The sequence below is a fragment of the Paraburkholderia sp. 31.1 genome, from assembly GCF_014397645.1.
In the GTDB taxonomy this organism is placed as follows: Bacteria; Pseudomonadota; Gammaproteobacteria; order Burkholderiales; family Burkholderiaceae; genus Paraburkholderia; species Paraburkholderia tuberum.
In genome coordinates, this window is the sequence record NZ_VZQN01000074.1 from 1 (window position 1) to 17,184 (window position 17,184).

Annotated in this window: 16 protein-coding genes and 2 pseudogenes; 4 read left to right on the forward strand and 14 right to left on the reverse strand. The window is 62.2% G+C overall.

What is annotated here, in order from left to right; genetic code table 11:
- Positions 1–374: 374 nt before the first annotated feature.
- The 3 genes and pseudogenes from F6X37_RS33495 to istA form a co-directional block, all read right to left on the reverse strand.
- Positions 375–620, reverse strand: coding sequence for a hypothetical protein (locus F6X37_RS33495; RefSeq protein WP_187614266.1), 246 nt, complete (start codon positions 618–620; stop codon positions 375–377).
- 261 nt (positions 621–881) lie between these two features.
- A complete protein-coding gene (locus F6X37_RS33500) occupies positions 882–2,348 on the reverse strand; it encodes a mechanosensitive ion channel (protein WP_187614267.1) in 1,467 nt (488 codons plus the stop codon).
- 498 nt (positions 2,349–2,846) lie between these two features.
- Positions 2,847–3,740: pseudogene (istA, locus tag F6X37_RS33505) on the reverse strand (IS21 family transposase); the annotation flags it as partial.
- Here istA and F6X37_RS33510 point away from each other — a divergent pair.
- The gene (locus F6X37_RS33510; RefSeq protein WP_262420123.1) at positions 3,726–4,103 is read left to right on the forward strand and encodes a proline dehydrogenase family protein; all 378 of its coding nucleotides are present in this window, start codon (positions 3,726–3,728) and stop codon (positions 4,101–4,103) included. The pseudogene istA and the gene F6X37_RS33510 sit on opposite strands and share 15 nt — an antisense overlap.
- A gap of 299 nt (positions 4,104–4,402) precedes the next feature.
- On the opposite strand, the gene F6X37_RS33515 is transcribed toward F6X37_RS33510, so the two are convergent.
- From F6X37_RS33515 to F6X37_RS33535, 6 genes are all read right to left on the reverse strand, one after another.
- A complete protein-coding gene (locus tag F6X37_RS33515) occupies positions 4,403–4,630 on the reverse strand; it encodes a hypothetical protein (RefSeq protein ID WP_316252021.1) in 228 nt (75 codons plus the stop codon).
- 13 nt (positions 4,631–4,643) lie between these two features.
- A complete protein-coding gene (locus F6X37_RS33520) occupies positions 4,644–4,793 on the reverse strand; it encodes a hypothetical protein (RefSeq protein WP_187614268.1) in 150 nt (49 codons plus the stop codon).
- Positions 4,794–4,999: 206 nt separating this feature from the next.
- A complete protein-coding gene (locus F6X37_RS37350) occupies positions 5,000–5,215 on the reverse strand; it encodes a type II toxin-antitoxin system RelE/ParE family toxin (RefSeq protein ID WP_316252022.1) in 216 nt (71 codons plus the stop codon).
- The gene (locus F6X37_RS37355) at positions 5,143–5,298 is read right to left on the reverse strand and encodes a type II toxin-antitoxin system RelE/ParE family toxin (RefSeq protein ID WP_262420122.1); all 156 of its coding nucleotides are present in this window, start codon (positions 5,296–5,298) and stop codon (positions 5,143–5,145) included. The genes F6X37_RS37350 and F6X37_RS37355 overlap by 73 nt, the downstream gene beginning before the upstream one ends.
- Positions 5,288–5,533, reverse strand: a complete 246-nt coding sequence (locus tag F6X37_RS33530; protein WP_187614269.1) for a type II toxin-antitoxin system ParD family antitoxin — start codon at positions 5,531–5,533, stop codon at positions 5,288–5,290. The genes F6X37_RS37355 and F6X37_RS33530 overlap by 11 nt, the downstream gene beginning before the upstream one ends.
- Before the next feature lie 277 nt (positions 5,534–5,810).
- Positions 5,811–6,824, reverse strand: coding sequence for a DNA-binding protein (locus F6X37_RS33535; RefSeq protein WP_187614270.1), 1,014 nt, complete (start codon positions 6,822–6,824; stop codon positions 5,811–5,813).
- Positions 6,825–6,985: 161 nt separating this feature from the next.
- Between F6X37_RS33535 and F6X37_RS33540 the strand changes: the two genes are divergently transcribed.
- Positions 6,986–8,158, forward strand: coding sequence for a tyrosine-type recombinase/integrase (locus F6X37_RS33540; protein ID WP_187614271.1), 1,173 nt, complete (start codon positions 6,986–6,988; stop codon positions 8,156–8,158).
- Positions 8,159–8,266: 108 nt separating this feature from the next.
- Here F6X37_RS33540 and F6X37_RS33545 read toward each other — a convergent pair whose 3' ends face one another.
- Positions 8,267–8,494 carry a hypothetical protein gene (locus F6X37_RS33545; protein WP_187614272.1) on the reverse strand — a complete coding sequence of 76 codons (228 nt, stop codon included), beginning with the start codon at positions 8,492–8,494 and terminating at the stop codon, positions 8,267–8,269.
- 825 nt (positions 8,495–9,319) lie between these two features.
- Here F6X37_RS33545 and F6X37_RS33550 point away from each other — a divergent pair.
- Complete coding sequence (locus F6X37_RS33550; protein ID WP_187614273.1) at positions 9,320–10,015, forward strand: GntR family transcriptional regulator; 696 nt, start codon at positions 9,320–9,322, stop codon at positions 10,013–10,015.
- A 187-nt stretch (positions 10,016–10,202) separates the two neighbouring features.
- On the opposite strand, the gene F6X37_RS33555 is transcribed toward F6X37_RS33550, so the two are convergent.
- From F6X37_RS33555 to F6X37_RS33570, 4 genes are all read right to left on the reverse strand, one after another.
- A complete protein-coding gene (locus F6X37_RS33555) occupies positions 10,203–11,501 on the reverse strand; it encodes an MFS transporter (protein ID WP_187614274.1) in 1,299 nt (432 codons plus the stop codon).
- A 219-nt stretch (positions 11,502–11,720) separates the two neighbouring features.
- Positions 11,721–13,322 (reverse strand): acyl CoA:acetate/3-ketoacid CoA transferase, encoded by a 1,602-nt coding sequence (locus tag F6X37_RS33560; protein WP_187614275.1) that lies wholly within the window; start codon positions 13,320–13,322, stop codon positions 11,721–11,723.
- Positions 13,319–14,059 (reverse strand): enoyl-CoA hydratase/isomerase family protein, encoded by a 741-nt coding sequence (locus tag F6X37_RS33565; protein WP_187614276.1) that lies wholly within the window; start codon positions 14,057–14,059, stop codon positions 13,319–13,321. Before F6X37_RS33565 ends, F6X37_RS33560 begins: the two co-directional genes overlap by 4 nt.
- A 39-nt stretch (positions 14,060–14,098) precedes the next feature.
- Positions 14,099–15,439, reverse strand: coding sequence for an FAD-dependent oxidoreductase (locus tag F6X37_RS33570; RefSeq protein WP_187614277.1), 1,341 nt, complete (start codon positions 15,437–15,439; stop codon positions 14,099–14,101).
- A 382-nt stretch (positions 15,440–15,821) separates the two neighbouring features.
- On the opposite strand from F6X37_RS33570, the pseudogene tnpC reads away from it, so the two are divergent.
- Positions 15,822–17,054, forward strand: a pseudogene (gene tnpC / locus F6X37_RS33575) (IS66 family transposase); the annotation flags it as partial.
- Between the last annotated feature and the right edge of the window lie 130 nt (positions 17,055–17,184).

A 17,184-nucleotide genomic window follows, 5' to 3' on the forward strand; every position in this document is an offset into this window, starting at 1 on the left:
GGCCGACGGTCTGCAAGAGACAGTGGAACAGGCGTAAGCGCCCTGCCCATTCAGAACGGTGTCTTCGACACTGCGTGATCTTTAACCCATGAGAAGCAAAGCCGGAACCCTTAAACCCGGACATTTCAATCTAGTGCAAACCCCGACATTTGAACTTGGCGGGGACATCCAAGTGGTGTATACGGAGCTGTTGCGCTTTTCTAGCGCCCAGCAGCGGTTTGCCAACGCGACAGCATGGGGTCTCTATCTATCTCAACAGGTCATGTCGAACGCGGTAATCGTCCTTCTCTGGCTTCGACATCGAGACCCAACCGTTCGCCCGTCCTATCGACTCCCAAAGGGCCGCTTGTGCGGCGTTGCTGACGACCGGCGCGTCAGCCAGCTTGGCCGTCGGTAATCAATCGAACCAGCAGCAGCGCATCGATCAGGTCGCTCACTGCCACGTCATCACCGCCCGAGCCGACTCTTGCTGGCAGCGGTCTTATGTTCTCGTATGGCGCGCATGCGAAGAACGTAAAGTGCACTTCGTTGCGAGCGTCGTCCCACCAATCAAATCCAAGATATTCGGTACCGCAATCTACGGCGCTATTGCGGTAGTTGATCTGGCAGTTAAGGTCCATGCTTCATGTCCGGCGCAGCGCGCCGTGATCCCGTTCGCCCTCATCCTGCGGAAATGCATCCATGACAACACAAAACTGCCTCGCCCCCTCCTCGACGCGGCCGGTCTCGCCCACTTGCCCATTCCGTTGACCGCCGTCAGTTCGCTTCAACCGAAACTCGCAACCAGTTGATTATCTGGACGCTAGTTCGGGCACATAGGTTCACGTTTGGCTAGTACAGATCGAGCGTCCGGCGCCGGGAATGTTCAAAATCCGGCGCGGCTACTTCTCGTCACCACGGGTATCGAACCATCGATCGAGCAGCTTGGCGGCCGCTTCGCGTCCGCCAAACCCGAACGACAGCGCCACAGCTACTGCGATCGCGCCCAGCACCAAAGCAAACGCAAGTTGCACGATTTCGTTGGCAATACCCATTGCGCGTAGTCCCATGGCGAACACAAGTCCGAGGATTGCAAATTGCGCGACGCGGGCGAGCAGCGCGCAGTACTCTCGATTGGCCTGCTCAATCACACGCCGTGCAAGACCCGACAGCCAGAACCCGATGATCAAGATCACGATGCCCATGAGAATGTGGCCGCCGAACTCAATAAAAAGCGTGACCATGTCGCGGACCTGGGCAAAGCCTAGGCAATTGGCAGCTTCCACCGCGGCGAACAACATCCCGAAGAAAAACACGAGTCGTGAGGCCAGTACCGACGGCTGCAACGGGCCGCACAGAACCGTGTCGAGACCGAGGACCGCCGGCAACCCGTCCACACCTGCCGTCACTAGTAGCTTCTGTACAAGTGCTGCGACGAAGCGTGCCACATAGAACGTCACCAGCAGAATGACCACGGCTGCGACGATATCCGGCACGGCGCTCAGAAACTGATCGAGCATGCGCGTGGCGGGTCCCGATATTGCTTCGATCTTCAGTGCGTCAAGTGCAGAGATCAGTGTCGGCACGAGCACGAAGATATAAACCACGGTTCCGAAGAGAATTGATAGCCGCACGGGGGGCGGGTTGTCGGCGACGTCCTGAATGAGCTTGTCCGCACCGACTGCTGCCAGCAGATTGATGACAAGCCCGCGCAGTATCCTCGCAAGAATCCAGCCGACAGTCCCGATCGCAGCGGCCGCGAAGAGATTCGGCATAATCGCAAGCAGCTTGTCGAGCATGCCCTGTACAGGCGTGAGCAGGCCGTTCAGGTCGAATGCCGCGAGCACAGCCGGAATGAACAACAGGATGACGAGCGAGAAGACTATGTTACACACATACGCGTTCGTCGGACTCATGCCGGTGAGCTCGGATAATTTGCTGTCAAGCTTGCTCGCGCGCAGCCCCCTGTCAGTCGCCGCGCACAATAGCGACGCGATTAGCCATGCGATCAGCGCAAGCACAGTGCCGCCGATCAGGTTCGGCAGATAGTTCAAAATCTTGGTGACAAGAAGCGAAAACGGATTAGAGACCGCGTACAGATTCAGGACATTGAAGACCCCGGCGGCGGTAATCAGCAGAACAAGCCAGAACAGACCGCCGGCAATGGCATTCTCGACCTGGGTGGCTTGCTTCGTGCTGTCTGCAATGCGCTGATTGACCTTGAGCGCAGAGAGCAGCTTGCGGGCCCCGGCGCGAGTGAGCAGTGCAACCATCCATCCAGCGACCAGAATGCCGAGTGCACTCGCGATATTGGGTAAAAAGCCGCCTAGAGTGTTTTCGAGCGTGCCAAAGAAACTGGTCAAATCCATTTTTTCTCTACCGAAAGTTTTGTGATGTAGCTAAGGATCAGAATTGTCCCTTGCACTAGCGCGCTAGGAAGGTCGATAAATCGGCTTGCGTCGACTTTCAAGTTGCCAATGCCGCCTATGCAGGGCGATCGCATGAGGCTTCGAAAATTGGTTCATGATTGACCGGAGCTTGTCGGCCAACGCGCCGTTTCGCGAGGCCAGGTTGGAGTGAATCGCCCGCGGCATGAGGACGGGCACGTATCGGATGCCACAACAGGCAACGGCGAAAATGCCCCGCCCTGCCGGGGGGCAAGGGCGGGAAATGAGCGTGCACTGCTCGGGCGGCCGTCCCCATTTGGGGAACCTAGCCACCTTCGAGATTACGGGCCTCAGGCGACGCGAACAATGGGACGAGTCCGATTTTTGACGCCCGGCAAAACTAGCGGAATGCATTTGGAGGCCTGGCCGGGATTCGTGAATATCTGAAGCTTCAGGTATTTGCGAATCCCGGCCAAGCCTCAGATTGGCGCCGCGTTCAGCCGCACGCAGCATGAGCGTGTGACTGGCCGGCGCTGCGCGGGCGAGATGGTCGAGGCCGCGATGGTGACGGGCTTCGCGTTTGCGTGCAACGAGGGCGTCGATGTGCGCGGCAATCTCGATCTGCGCGCCGCGATCGTAACTGCGCACATGAGTTGCAAGCAGATCGGCGCCGTCGAGAATGCGCACCTGCCGGGGATCGGCCCGGACCGTGAGTACGCGCCGCACGTGGGTGTGCGGGATCGTGTAGTCGTTCAGATCGAAGCGCACATACGGCTGCTTGCCGACCTTCACGGCCAGTTGCAGTTCGCAGGGATACGGATTCTCCGGCAACGTAAGCAGGCTGGGCTGCTCGCGGGCGAAGGCTTCACGCACCGTGATCGTGGGCTCTTCCCGGCAGGGACGATCCGCCGCCATGCCCGCGCACCATTGCGCCGCCTGGATGTTCAGATCGTCGAGATCGGCGAACTTGCGCGCGGCAAAGAAATTCTCGCGTACATACCTGATAGCTCTTTCGACGCGTCCCTTCTCGTTTCCTCTGGCCACTGCCACTGGATGGGGCTCGAAGCGATGATGAGCGGCGAACGCGAGAAGCGTCGGGTTGAAGCGGATCGCATCACCCTGACGCTCGAGCACAGCGCTCCTGAGATTGTCGTAGAGGAGGATCCTTGGCAATCCGGACCACGCCGCGAATGCGCCGGCGTGGCCCGCCAGGAAGCTGTCCATGCGGGCATCGAGGAAGAAGCGCAGATAGATCTGCCGCGACCACGACAGCACCATGACGAAGACCATGAGCGGCCGGCGCGCGCGCCCGATCTGCAGGTGATCAAAATGGGCCCAGTCAACCTGGCCCTGCTCTGCATGCACATTTGCAAGGGAATTTATGCTGAGACAAACGAGCATCTCGTCGACGGTGCATCAAGGGATCGGGCCGCGATCAATTCGCACTTCATTCGGCACGTTTCGAGCGCAATACAGGCGGGATCGTTCGTAGGCATTGCAACGCACGATGCCCAATTGATCGATCTGCTTTCCAATTGGCTGCAGTGCGAGCGAATCGACAGGTCACGCTTCGAGTTCCAGATGTTGCTGGGGGTGTGCGAGCCGCTGCGTGACGCTTTGCTTTCGCAAGGATTTAACGTGAGGGTCATGTGCCCTACGGTCATGATTGGTATGGCTACAGCACCCGGCGAATCAAGGAGAATCCGCGAATTGCTGGATATATCCTGGCGGCGATGATCCATAGCAATCGGGCGCGCTAGCAGTTACAGCAGGATTAGCGGAGCGGGACCGACCAGATCGTTGGTCCCGGTTTGAACGGCTGCATTTGAGAGGACCGTCCGGCCGGAGTGGGTCGGCAACGGTCTCCGGCCGATCGCCATTCACCGAATCAGGTACGTGCCATCGACACGCCACGACCGCCTCCCGGGGCGCGAAACGGTTCCAGCTCCCCACGAATCGTGCGGCGGTGGGTCGCCCGCAGGCAGCGGGACTGATGCGTGCCATGCGCCGGTCAATGGCGACCGGTTGAAGGACAGTCAGTCGAGCAGGAGGCAGCAGGCCAGCAGAAGCAGAACAAAGGACGCGAGCAGAAACCCGATGCCGGTACGCGTCAGAATGGCAGGCCACTGCGCGCGTGGCAGGGCATCAATGCGGATCGTGCTGCTCGCGGGGAGCGGATCGCGCCGCACCATGAGCGTCGCGAGCGGGAGGCATAGAACCGTCAGCATGACAGCAAAGAAGCGCAGAGCCAGAGTGTAGTCCACAATCAACCCCCGTTCAGCGGCAGCCGCAGGCGGGAGGACGCCCCGCGAAGAGCTTTCGCAGCAGGGCCACCAGGCGCGCGGGGTTCAGCCGGAAATGGCCATGGCGTGTGACGCCTGCGCGGGTATGCAGATCCGACACTTCAATCAGGGGAAAAGGGCTCATGACTATCTCCGTTCGACCATCCAAGGGTTAATGAGATAGTAGGCGGGTACCTCTTCGCCTAGAATAATACAAGTCCGAAAGGGCTCCGGCCCCTAAGCGCTAGCCTGCGACGGGAAGTCGCATCGCGCTACGCCAGACGTTGCACAGTAGGCGTCGACATTACCTGCTGCGCCCGCAACGATCGCGCGTGGCCATACGGACAACTGCTACAGGTGGCGATCGACGTCCATGCGCTGGTGCAGGATACGGATGACGTCAAGCGTGTGATCCGTGTCCTGGTAAAAAATCACATGTGATCCGGCTGTATAGCGCCAGTATCCGGCCCTGACGGAGCAGATACGTCCGGTCTTCAGACCCCGCGCCAGCGCCCGATTGTCGAAAGCAGATCGCGATGATAGCGATCTGCCTGGTCCACGGACCAGTTGCTGGAGGTATAGCGCCAGATATCCTCAAGGTCGGACTCGGCCAGCGGCGTGAGCCGGACCTGCCGCCTGCTAGCTGCCATGCGTGGTCCGCATGCGGGTCAGGAACGCCTCGCTGTCGAACGGACGGGGCGTGCCGGAATCCTCCCCGGCCTTCAGGGCTTCCTGCAAGGCACGGATCTGCATGTCGTGCGATTCAAGCAGGCGCAGGCCTGCGCGCACGACGTCGCTTGCCGACCCATAACGTCCAGACAGGACCTGGGCATCGACGAACTCGGCGAAGTGGTCGCCCAGCGAAACGGATGTATTGCGTGGCATGGCGCGCTCCTCTTTGGACGCCCCATAATATACCAATTTTTGGTACTCGCCCGACCACGCCAGTTTCGCAGTCGCGGGGCTAGAAAAGCTGCACCAAGCGCAGTGAGATTCTTCCATTTCACCGCGCTGCGAAACCGCCGGCCATTCCCGTCGACTGACTCGATGATCACGCGCCGGCCGCGCGCCTCGGCCACCACCTGCACCACCCGTTCACCGTAATTCATCAGCGACGGAATTTCCGGGCACAGCGGCCAGCGTCGTTGGTGCGCCGCGCGTCTCATGAACGGTCGCCGGGCTTGCGGGACGCGCGACGCAGCTTCGTGGCCCCAGCTGGACGTCCCGCGCGTAGCGTATTTCGCGGCGCGATATTGCCAGTGCCGGCCGCTATCTGCCGTAACGTTTCGAGTTCCCGCGCCTGGGCGTGATGGCTCGCGCGCAGCGCGTCGCGTTGTCCCTCGAGCACACCGGCCTGGTGACGCAGACTGCCCAGTTGCGTCTGCAATGTCTGGTTCGCGGTGCGGGCACTTGCCTCGTTGTGGGCGGCACGCTGCGCGGCGGCGGCCGCGTCGCGTTGCAGCCGGGCGTTCGTGACGCGCTCGCGCTCGATTTCGAGCAGCGCGCGTTTTTCGGCCGCCTGCAGACGGGTTTCCGCGAGTTCGGCACTTGCCTGCTGCTTGTCGAGCTCGGCGGTGAAGTCGGTACGCGCCTGTTCGAGCGCGGCATCCCGCTCCCGGCCATGCTGCTGCAGCCGCGCGATTTCGCCTTCGAGCGCACCGCGCGTCGCCTCGGCGGCCACCTGTGCCTGTTCGAGCGCCTGAACGCGTCCCCGTGCGGCGAGCAGTGCCGCGGTGCGCTGCTCGAGCGCGGTGTGCGCGCGTTCCAGATCCGCGCGCATCGCGGCCACCGACGCCGCGGCTGTCTGCCGGACCTCCTCGACGTCCACGCGCAGCACCTCGAGCGCATCCTGCGCGGCCCCCGTGGCGCGCTTCCAGAGCGTGGCGACGAGTTCGCCGGCGGCGCCCTGCAGTTCCTCCGGCAGATCGGCGTGTTCGATACGCACGCGACTCTTTTCGCGCAGTTCCGCCCAGAACTCCTGGAGCACGGCGACGGGCGTGCTCATGCTGCCGCGGCGCACCAGCTGGTAGAGCCGGTTCGCGGTCGGCGCGACGCCGAAGCGGAAGAACAGCAGCGCGCAGGCCTCGCGGTACAGCTCGCGGGTTTTCGGGAACTCGGCCTTGAGGCGGTCGATTTCGGCCGCGAGGCGGGTTTCGTCGGGGATGGCGTCGGGCATGGGCGGAAAACCGGGCAGCTGGAAATACGTCGATATTACGCCGTAATATGGTAGATATCTACTATTTATGCCCATAATTTAGACATTATCCCTATAATGTTGAAATTTAATGTCGGTGGTGCGAGCATCGTCGCGTGTCACCGTGAGGCCGCCCAAACTCCATGAAAACTGCCCTGAGCGCGCCGCGCCCGCTCGACGTCCTCGAACTGCCCGATGATCTCGACGGCCGCACTGGCGTCAACCGCGCCACCGGCCACCGCCAGATCGCAGCCGATGATGACCTGGCGGCCGTTCGCGCGTGGCTGGCGCGCGTCGCCGACACGAAAACCACGTTCGAGAACTACCGCAAGGAAGCCGAACGACTGCTGCTGTGGGCGATCGTCCAGCTTGGCAAGCCGCTGTCGTCGCTCACGCACGAGGATCTGCTCGTGTACCAGCGCTTCCTCGCCGACCCGCAGCCGCGCGCCCGCTGGGTCGCCACCGGGCGCAAGTTTGCCCGCGACGATCCGCGCTGGCGACCGTTCCACGGGCCGCTCGCCGCTTCCAGCCAGCGCCAGGCCATGGTGATCCTCAACGCCCTTTTCTCGTGGCTCGTCGGCGCAGGCTACCTCGCCGGCAACCCGCTGTCGCTCTCACGCCAGCGCGCACGGCGTGCGGCGCCGCGCGTCACGCGCTTTCTCGAGCGCGACCTGTGGCACGAGGTCAAGATTTCCATCGACACCCTGCCGCGCGAGACAGACCGCGAGCGCGAACGCTACTGGCGCGCGCGCTGGCTCTTCACCCTGCTGTACCTGGGCGGGCTGCGCATCTCCGAGGTCAGCGGCAACACGATGGGCCGCTTCTTCTGCCGGCGTGACACCGACGGGCATGAACGCTGGTGGCTCGAGGTCACCGGCAAGGGCGACAAGGAGCGCCTCGTGCCCGCCTCCGCCGAGATGATGGTCGAACTTGGACGATACCGGCGCGAGCGCGGGTTGCCCGTGCTGCCCGGCTCGCATGAGGACACGCCCCTCGTGCTGCCACTCGGCAAATCCATGAAGCCCCTCACGCGGGCCGCCCTGCACACGATCGTCAAGGGCATCTTCGCCGGCGCCGCCGAAAAACTGCGCCTGCGCGGTGAAGAGTATGCCGCCCGCGCAGCCCAGCTCGAGCGCGGCTCGGCCCACTGGCTGCGCCACAGCGCGGGCTCCCACATGGCCGATGGCGACGTGGACCTGCGGCTCATCCGCGACAACCTCGGCCACGCGTCGCTGACGACCACGAGCCGGTACCTGCACGCCGACGACGACCAGCGCCATCGGGAGACCGAACAGAAGCACCGCATTGACTGGTAAGGGCGCGGATGTCACGGTTCGCTCATCCCGCCGTGCGCACGCCGCCCGACGCGCCTGTGCGGCCGCGCAAGCGCAGCCAACCGTTCACCGCGCTGCTCCGGCAGCGGATCATCGGCCGGGTTTCGCGAGATAGGCCCCGATCGACGACGCCAGCCCGACAACGAGCTCTGCCTCTTCGGCGCTCGGCTCGCGTCCCTCGATGAGATGCCGGCCGCGTTCCGACGTAAAGCCCCAGATTTTGTCGACCGCGACGTCCAGGGGCCGGGGCAGGAGATCGCGGTGCGCCTTGATCACGTCGCCCAGCGTCGCCGTGCTACCGGTCACGGGGGCGAACAAGGTACGCGTTCATCCCCTGCAGCGCAACGCGCTTACCTCGTTCGGCCCCCATCTTTTACCTACTCGCTCCGATCGCAGTTTTCGTCATTTCTCTCTGTTCAGAATTCGATTCCGAGTTTGGGAATATCGGGTCGGCGCACGCCCTAGGTGCTCCTGGCCTACACGGAGGCGGCATCTTCCTGCGCCTTCCGGCAAGCCTTCGGCCACCAGGTCGCAATACTGGCGATCCGAACAACCGCGGCTTCCCAATGCGGGCAGTTCGCGAAGTGGTCACGTATTGACGCTTCAATCTTCCGGTTCGCAGTAGCCACCGCTACCATGACACGTTTCCCGACGCGACCAAAAAAGCTTCCTATGCAAATCTTGACGATGGACATCGTTCGGCGCAAACAAGAAACTGACGCGGATTGCCGACGATCCATGGGACTATGACAGCTGACCGTGCGTGGCCGCGTACTGCCCGATGCATGTCGGCCCAGCTCGACCCGTTACGGGCATTGACGTTAAGCGCGCAGCGTCTCCTGACCGGCGGCCTAAAGCAGGCACCCGGAATGTCGGGACGTGTGACCGCTTCTGGCCGATCGAAGCAGATCGGGCTCTCACCCATGAGTACTATTCCACTTTCGCAGACTTTCTACTGCGCACGTGCGTTGCCGTGTCCGCGAGCAGATCGATCGCCACCCTGCGCAGCCAGCGATTCTGCTCAACCGGCACGCGTCATCAGAACAACTCACCGGTCGCGTGTATGCTGACGCCAGTATGCCGTGCTATTGCGTGGCCGCACCGCTTGCAACCCGTACAAGTCCACCGTTTCTGATAGCCCCAATGAGAAAAAGCAATTCCGTCAAGAATGCTCCCAAACCTGAAGTGATAAATCCGCCCGAACAGTTGCTGGCCGACGTCGCCTTCGCGCAGATCGAGGAAATGATCATCGCCCGTCGCTTGCCGCCCGGCTCCATGATCTCGGAAAGTCAGCTCGCAGTTGAGCTGGAAATGGGGCGAACCCCCGTGCGCGAAGCGCTTCAGCGGCTACGTCAGATCGGCTTCGTCGAGATGCTTCCGCGCCGCGGCACACTGGTTGCCGGCGTCGACATTCGACAGCAGCTTGAACTGCTGGAAGTCAGGCGGCCGCTCGAGGAACTCGTCGTCCGGATGGCCGCGCTGCGCGCGACGCCGGAGGAGCGAACCAATCTTCGCAGGCTCGCCAAAGTGATGGCCGAAGCAGCCGAACGCGGAAACATGGAGGACTGGATCAGGGCGGGTGGGGAGATTCATGACGCGGAGGTCCGCGCCACCCACAACAGCATGCTGATCACCAGCATGCAGCCCATTCACGCGCAGTCCCGGCGATTCTGGTACCTGCACATCGGGCAGAATCGCGCCTATGTGGAGGGCGCCCAGTTGCACGGCAAAGTGTTGAACGCTATCTCACAGGGTGACGGCGATCGGGCTGCCGCGGCGGCGACCGCCTTGATGCAGTTCATCGAGCGGTTCACCCGCTCTGCGCTCGATACCTTCTGAACCGGTACGTTCGAGGGGATGCGGTTCGTGAGCCGCATCCCCTCAAACGGTGCAAACAGCCCTTTCGAGCCGCCGACGCGCAACACGCGTGGCTGTCGATCGCAAATCTGCTTTGCGTTCGCAATCCGCTGCCCGCAATTCGCTGGGCTCAATGCCCACGCGAGTGAGACATCGTGCGCGAGGATCGCTAATCCGTCAGCGGGTGGGATATCTCCGCGTTCAGGCTGTCGTGTGTCCTGGCGACCTGTTGGGGCGATCGCACGAACACGGCCACGGCGAGCGCGCCTGCCAGCGCAATACCACCGCTCAACATGAAAGCACTTGTGAATACCTTGGTCCATTGCACGAGGAAGCCCGTCAGAATCGGTGCGAGAATCCCGGCCGTGTTCGCGAGCAGGTGCATGAGGCCGCCAACGCCGCCCATTCGCGCCGGCTCAACCGTATCCAGAATGATGGCCCAGTAGACGCTGAGGGTGAGGTTCATAAAGAACACCGTAATACCCATCAGCGCGACCGCCGCGCCGACGCTAGTCGCCGTTCCTGCACACGCAACGCACGCGGCAGCAACCAGCAGACCGGCCACGATGACGATCTTGCGCGATTTCAACGCATTTCCGGTCCAGCGATAAATCAGGTCGGAGATAAAGCCCCCCAGCGCGATCCCCACAAAACCGAGAACCCATGGAATGACGTTGACGATGCTCATGGAAGACAGGCTCAGGTGCCGTTCCATCATCAGGTAGCTGGGAAACCACGACAGGAAGAAATAAAGGATGTATGCGTAGCCGAAATAGGCCAGCGAGGTTGCCCAGATCGTCGGACTTTTCAGATAAAAACTCAATGGCTCACGGGAAACGGACTCTGCTGCCGGGAGAGTCACGCCTGTGCCCGATCCTTGCGACGTTTCACCCCGAACCCATCGATTGCCCTCAGGCCGGTCCGTGGAAAATATTGACCACATCACGACCCACAGCACGCCAATGACACCAATCACGATGAAGGGAATCCGCCAGCCCCAGTGAACTGCCATCAGGCCAACGACTGGACCCGCAAGCGCCGCGCCCAGCTGCAGGCCCGAGTTCGCGAAGCCCACCGCCGTGGTCTGCTCCTTGCGCTCGAACCACCCGCTTATTACCTTGTTCGTGCAGGTGGCTAATGGCCCCTCGCCTGCACCGAAGATGACCCGGATGACCAGCAGGGTCGCGAGACTCGATGCCACCGCAGTCAGACCGCAGAAAATCGACCAGACGCCGATGGCGACCACCAGCACCCTTTTTGCGCCAAAGCGATCGGCGGCATAACCGCCGATGAAACAGAACAATGAATAGCCGACAAAAAAGGCACTGAAAACGATGCCGAGATGAGCTGCATCCAGATGCAGGTCTTGCGCAATGAGCGGCGCGGCGACCGAGAGTGCTGCCCGGTCGAGGTAGCTGATCGCGCAGGCGAGAAATAGCATGAAAACGATAAACCAGCGGTACTTCATGGTTGTCTCCTCGATAGCCGCCGTAGCGACCAGGATGCTCAAGCTGTCCGGAACAGGTCCGTGCAACGAACTGTTCCTTGCAACGGGGCGAACGGGCGTACGGAATCCGGCAGCGTAAAGTTCATCCATGGCCGATGGAGCGATCGTCTTTCGCACCCATGCTCGCCCCACCTGAACGGAAACTCACACTGCTGAAACGTACGCCATCCTGATTATTTTCTAGCCTTCGACTGCCGATTCGACGCAATGGCCAGTAGTGGCGGAGAACAGTGACGCGTCCATGAGCGGCAGCGGGTCGAGGATATGAGCCGGAGCGAACGCCATCTGTTCAAGCACATCCCGGCGCACATCGACGCCCGGAGCAACTTCGGTCAGCACAAGACCTTGCGCGGTCTGTTCGAAAACAGCGCGCTCCGTAACGATCAGCGCACTTTGCCCGGCCGACACGCCCTTCGCCACCGAATAGGTAATGCTCTGCGCGGTATGGACGAACTTGCTGACCTTGCCTTCCTTAAGAATCCTCATGCGACCCGCGTCGTATGCGATGTCGAGTCCGCCTGTCGTGAACGAACCCGTAAACACCAGGCGCTGCGCATTCATGGCGATGTCGATAAAACCGCCCGCCCCTGGGTTGACCTTGCCGAACTTGCTGACATTCACGGTTCCGTGCGAATCGTACTCAGCGAATGCCAGCGCAGCGAAGCGGCATAGTCCCCCGTCGATCACGTCGAACTGCGTGACGCCGTCCAGTAGCGCCTGCGGATACAGGTTCGCCGAGAACTGCCAGCCGTTCATCACGATCCCGCCATAGGAGCCGTGTTCCGTCGTGAACCAGTAGTCGTCCGAGCCGGTTTCGGGGTCGATCAGGCCCTGCTCCGCCATTACCAGCGGCACGTCGGCTGCGGCGCCAAATCCAAAAATCGACAGTTCATGCTTGCGTACTTCCATCGCCGCGCGCCGTGCGATGACCTTGTCGGCGCCAAAGGGAATCGCCGGTAGCGCCGTACTTGCGCCGACCGAGCGCAGATACGCTTCGTTGTACGGCGTGTCGGTGCTCATCATCATGTCGGGTTCGACCACGAGCGCGTCGACCAGCATGCCGGGCAGTCGAACCGACGTTGCCGCCCGCTGGCCGCGCGGCACGATCCGGCGGACCTGGGCGATGACGCGGCCGCCACTGGCCTTCGCCGCCAGAGCGAGTGCGAGACCGGCCGAGACTAACGGTTCGTCTTCGAACGAAAGATTGCCAAACTCGTCGGCGCTGCTCGCGCGAATGATAGCCACGTCGATGGGCCAGCTCGGATAGAACAGCACTTCTTCATTGTTCAGCTGGATCTTCCGGATCAGGTCATCCTCGCAGCGACTGGTGAACTTGCCGCCGCCGAACTCCGGATCCGCGTAGGTGCCTATCCCCACACGGGTAACATAGCCGGGGCTCTTGCGGGCCACCTCGCGCAACCAGTGCATCGAGGCGCCGATCGGCCACGAATACGCCTCGATCCTGTTCTCCTGAATCAGCTTCATCAGTGCCGGGCGCTGGCCAGTGCGCGGGTCGACCGGGTTGATGTAGGACCCGGAAACGATGCGCTTCATCAGCCCCTCCTGGGCCACGTGGTCCATTCCGCGGATGTCGACCGCGTCGCCCGTACCGCAAGGAAAATAAAACGTGAGATTGCGTGGCGAAGCCGTTTCGCGAAAGCGCTTGCCCAGCGCTGCGAGCGTAGCATCGGGAACGACCCATCCGATAACCCCCACCGACGCGACAGTTTGCCCGTCCTGAATCGATGCGACGGCCTGCACCGCGGAGACGATCTTGTTCATGACTTCACCTTGAATTTCGAAAGGATGGCCTGCGCAGCACCGCCCTCGCAGTTGCTCGCAAAATGCCGGGATGCGAGACTGTCGAGTCGCTCGCCGTCCAGCGTGATGAAGGGCTCAAAAAAACCTTTTGTCGATGCGATTGCATCGGGCGGCAACGCCGCCAGCCGCCTGGCGAGTGCGATTGCGTCCTGATCTGCAGAACCTGGCTGGCTCACATAGTCCGCGACACCGAGACGGTGCGCTTCAGTGCCGTCGATCGGATCCGCTGCCCACGTCAGAAGTCGCGCACGCACGGGACCCACGCGGGCAAGCAGCGATTGCAGCCCCCACGGCGGCAACCAGCCGTTCGGCACCTCGGGAAGATGCCAGCGCGTATTGGCTGCGGTCACCACGACGTCGCACGAGATGGCGAGAACGAAACCGCCACCGAGCGCGAACCCCTCGACAGCGGCTATCACCGGTTTGGACAGCGCTGCAATCGACCTTGCGACTCGGGCGGTCTCCGATTCCGAGTCGCACATCTGCTGGATCGACATCGTGCTGAGTTCCTTCAGGTCGCTGCCGGAGCAGAACGCCGGTGCAGCGCCGGACACGACGATGGCACGCACGTCCGGGTCCCGGTCGGCCTGTTGCAGCGCCTGCCCCAGTTCCTCGATCGAGGCGCCGTCGAGTGCATTGCGCCGCGCGGGCCGATTCAGGGTCAACTGACGAACATGCCCGATATTTACGATGATCATCTACATACTCTCCATTTACGCTTCATTGATTGACCAGGTTCACTGCAGACGTGCGCCGTCCCGCTCAAGTGCGTCCCGTATCGCCTGTGGTTCCAAAGTGCGCGGTTCGATCCCCTGACGGACGGCGAGCGTTGCGGCATGACCGATCGCGTGGCCGTAGGAAAAGCATTGAGCAGTGACTCGCGCGGAAGCCACTGCCTCATGCTCGGCGGACAGACAGCGCCCGGCGACGAGCAGGCCCTCTCCACGGGAAGGCACGAAGCAGCCGTAGGGCACTTCGTAGTAGTCGTCAAGCACCCACTCCACCCTCGGTTTCGCGCCGGCGTGCAGTTCGATCGGCCATGGCGAGCGTGCGATACCTGTGGAAAACTTCCGGGCGCTGACGACGTCGGCATTCATCAGCTTCGAGACGCCTTCCACCTGCCGTGTCTGGCGCACGCCCACCTGAACGCCGGTGTCGTTGATGAAGGCGCTTTCGCAACCGGTCACATACCCTTTGAGGAAGCGGGCATAGGCGTGCACCTGACGCCGGCCGTTCAGTTCGGCTTCCGTGAAGTCGTCGTAGAAGAGTGGATTGAGTTCGCGCCCGTCGCTGCCCGTAATCCGCGTACAGTTGCAGAGCAATTCACCCGGTCGGGTCGTCGGGAAGAGCCAGATCTTCGAGCGGGGAAGATCGTCGCCAGCCTCATGACGTGCATGCAGCAGCGCCGAGATCGCCTGGCCCATGATGGTGTCGTCACCGTAAGCCGCGGTGAAACGTGCGACATCCACGCCTTGCAGCCGGAAAATCATGGTCGGATTCTGCACACGACCTTCATCGCCTACGAAACTGTCCAGGCCGCCCATCGCAACCAGATCGGCGTCCCCGCTTGCGTCGACGGTGATGTGCGCGCGAATCGTCAACGGCCCCTGCTTGGTCCACGCCGTGACGCCGTCGACGCGCTCGTTCCCGTCAAGCAGGACACCGGACGCGATCGCGTGATAGATGACCTTGACGCCAGATTCGCTCAGCAGCGCGTCGGCCGCGTCGCGCCACACGAGAGGGTCGTGAACGCGGGTCCAGGTTTTCCCGTAGCGCAGCGGCGCGCCAAGTCCTCCGCGGTCCTCCAGTATTTTGCAAAACTCCTGTGCAAAGCCGAAGACGACGGCCTCGGGCTTTGCGGCTGAGCGGTCGGTAGCGAGATACATGCCACAGACGGTCCCTGAGAGCCCGGCCACAGCACCTCCTCCACAAAAACCGTAGCGCTCCAGCAGTATCACTTCGAGCCCCTGGCGTCGCGCAGTCACGGCTGCAGCAACGCCGGCTGCGCCCCCGCCTATCACCAGAACGTCGCACTCAAGATCATCAACCGCCCGAACATCGATTGTTGCCTTTCGCATTTGTCGCCTCATTGTCGTCAACTGATATGTCAGTTGACGACATTTTTAGCGAAGCAGAACCGAACTGTCAACGAGGAGAATGCGGAACATGTCTGGACTGCATGCTGCAACGTAACCCGGAACGCAGTCCTGGCGGTGCATTGCGAAGATACCGGATTGCACACCTAACGTTTTCCCCAGGCGCTCGTCAACCATGCCCGCACTCAGCCGGCGTCAGCCACATCTGGATCAATTCAACTATCGTCGGCGCGAAGGATGCGACGGGCTGGATTGAGAATGGTAAGCGCCCGGCGAAGGCACGGTATAGCCTATTCAGGCCGGAAGTGGCCGCCATTGATGCAGCAGTAACCATTGGGCGCCAGACTTCGTTATCTTGAGCAGCATGAACGAAGATGACTTCTCCCGACTGCCGCCGGCAGCCCAGGCCTATATCCGTGAGCTCGAGTCACGAAACCGGCAGTTGGGCGAACGCATTGCCCAACTGGAGGAGCAGTTTCGCCTGGCGCAGATCAAACGCTTTGCTCCAGCCAGCGAGAAGCTCAGGGATCGCGTCTTTGACGAGGCTGAACAGATCGCCGACACCGAAGCTGGCGGCGACGACGCCGATGTCGACGCCCCGTTCGCGCTGCCCGACACGGGCCTGCCGGATGTGCCTGCGCCGACGCCCGGCAAACGCGGACGCAAGCCGTTGCCCGCGCACCTGCCACGCCAGCGCATCGAATACGACCTGCCCGAAGACCAGAAGGTCTGCCCATGCTGCGCGCACGCCCTGCATCGCATGGGCGAAGAGCTCAGCGAACAGCTGCACATCGAGGCGAAGGCGTCCGTGCTGCAGCACGTGCGCTTCAAATACGCTTGCCGCCACTGCGAACGCCATGCTGAACGTACGCCGGTGATCACCGCCCCAATGCCCGCGCAGCCGCTGCCGGGTAGCAACGCCAGTGCGGCGATGATCGCCACCGTCACGGCGGGCAAGTATGTCGATGGGACACCGCTATACCGGATGGCTCACGCGCTGGCGCGCGCGAACATCGACGTGGGACGCGGCACGCTGACGAACTGGATCATCCGGCCCGCTGAGCGGCACTACGGCCGGCTGTATGAGGCGCTGCGCAGGACGCTGCTGGCGCAGGCGCTGATCCACGGTGACGAGACGACGGTGCAGGTGCTCAAGGAGCCCGGCAAGACCGCGCAGAGCACATCGTATATGTGGGTCTACCGCAGTGCCGAAGACTGTGCGGAGCCGGTCGTACTGTTCGACTATCAGCCGGGGCGGGGGCAGGAATATCCTCAGGCATTCCTCGCCGGCTATGAAGATCTGCTGATGACGGACGGATACGCCGCCAGGCGTACGCTCGAAGGACCAACCCACTTCGGCTGCCTGGCTCACGCCCGTCGGGCCTTCGTCGACGCGCTCAAGGGCATGAAGAAACCCGGGCGCGCAGCGCAGGCACTGGAATGCTTCAAGGCGCTGTACCAGGTCGAGACGCTGGCCAAAGCCGATCCGCCGCAAGGCGAAACGCGCGTTGACCACACATACCGGTTGCGCCAGCAGCACAGCGTGCCACTGCTTGATGCATTGCGAACATGGCTCGATGAACAGGCGCCTCAGGTGCTACGGCGCGCGTCAAGCAAGTTGTCGCCTCACTCATGCAGCCAGAGGCTGTTTATTTGCGCTGATCGACGCCATCTCGACGACTGAGTCGCGTTCGGGGTTAAGCGTCACGGCACCAACCGGTGTCCAG

What these genes read in the sequence shown, in the direction of transcription:
- F6X37_RS33540 (WP_187614271.1), top strand. Translation starts at nt 6,986, where the DNA reads ATGAAAACTGCCCTGAGCGCGCCGCGCCCGCTCGACGTCCTCGAACTG.
- F6X37_RS33500 (WP_187614267.1), bottom strand. Translation starts at nt 2,348, where the DNA reads ATGGATTTGACCAGTTTCTTTGGCACGCTCGAAAACACTCTAGGCGGC.
- F6X37_RS33560 (WP_187614275.1), bottom strand. Translation starts at nt 13,322, where the DNA reads ATGAACAAGATCGTCTCCGCGGTGCAGGCCGTCGCATCGATTCAGGAC.
- F6X37_RS33555 (WP_187614274.1), bottom strand. Translation starts at nt 11,501, where the DNA reads ATGAAGTACCGCTGGTTTATCGTTTTCATGCTATTTCTCGCCTGCGCG.
- F6X37_RS37355 (WP_262420122.1), bottom strand. Translation starts at nt 5,298, where the DNA reads ATGGCAGCTAGCAGGCGGCAGGTCCGGCTCACGCCGCTGGCCGAGTCC.
- F6X37_RS33510 (WP_262420123.1), top strand. Translation starts at nt 3,726, where the DNA reads ATGCACATTTGCAAGGGAATTTATGCTGAGACAAACGAGCATCTCGTC.
- F6X37_RS33495 (WP_187614266.1), bottom strand. Translation starts at nt 620, where the DNA reads ATGGACCTTAACTGCCAGATCAACTACCGCAATAGCGCCGTAGATTGC.
- F6X37_RS33550 (WP_187614273.1), top strand. Translation starts at nt 9,320, where the DNA reads ATGAGAAAAAGCAATTCCGTCAAGAATGCTCCCAAACCTGAAGTGATA.
- F6X37_RS33570 (WP_187614277.1), bottom strand. Translation starts at nt 15,439, where the DNA reads ATGCGAAAGGCAACAATCGATGTTCGGGCGGTTGATGATCTTGAGTGC.
- F6X37_RS33565 (WP_187614276.1), bottom strand. Translation starts at nt 14,059, where the DNA reads ATGATCATCGTAAATATCGGGCATGTTCGTCAGTTGACCCTGAATCGG.
- F6X37_RS33535 (WP_187614270.1), bottom strand. Translation starts at nt 6,824, where the DNA reads ATGCCCGACGCCATCCCCGACGAAACCCGCCTCGCGGCCGAAATCGAC.
- F6X37_RS33520 (WP_187614268.1), bottom strand. Translation starts at nt 4,793, where the DNA reads ATGAGCCCTTTTCCCCTGATTGAAGTGTCGGATCTGCATACCCGCGCA.
- F6X37_RS33530 (WP_187614269.1), bottom strand. Translation starts at nt 5,533, where the DNA reads ATGCCACGCAATACATCCGTTTCGCTGGGCGACCACTTCGCCGAGTTC.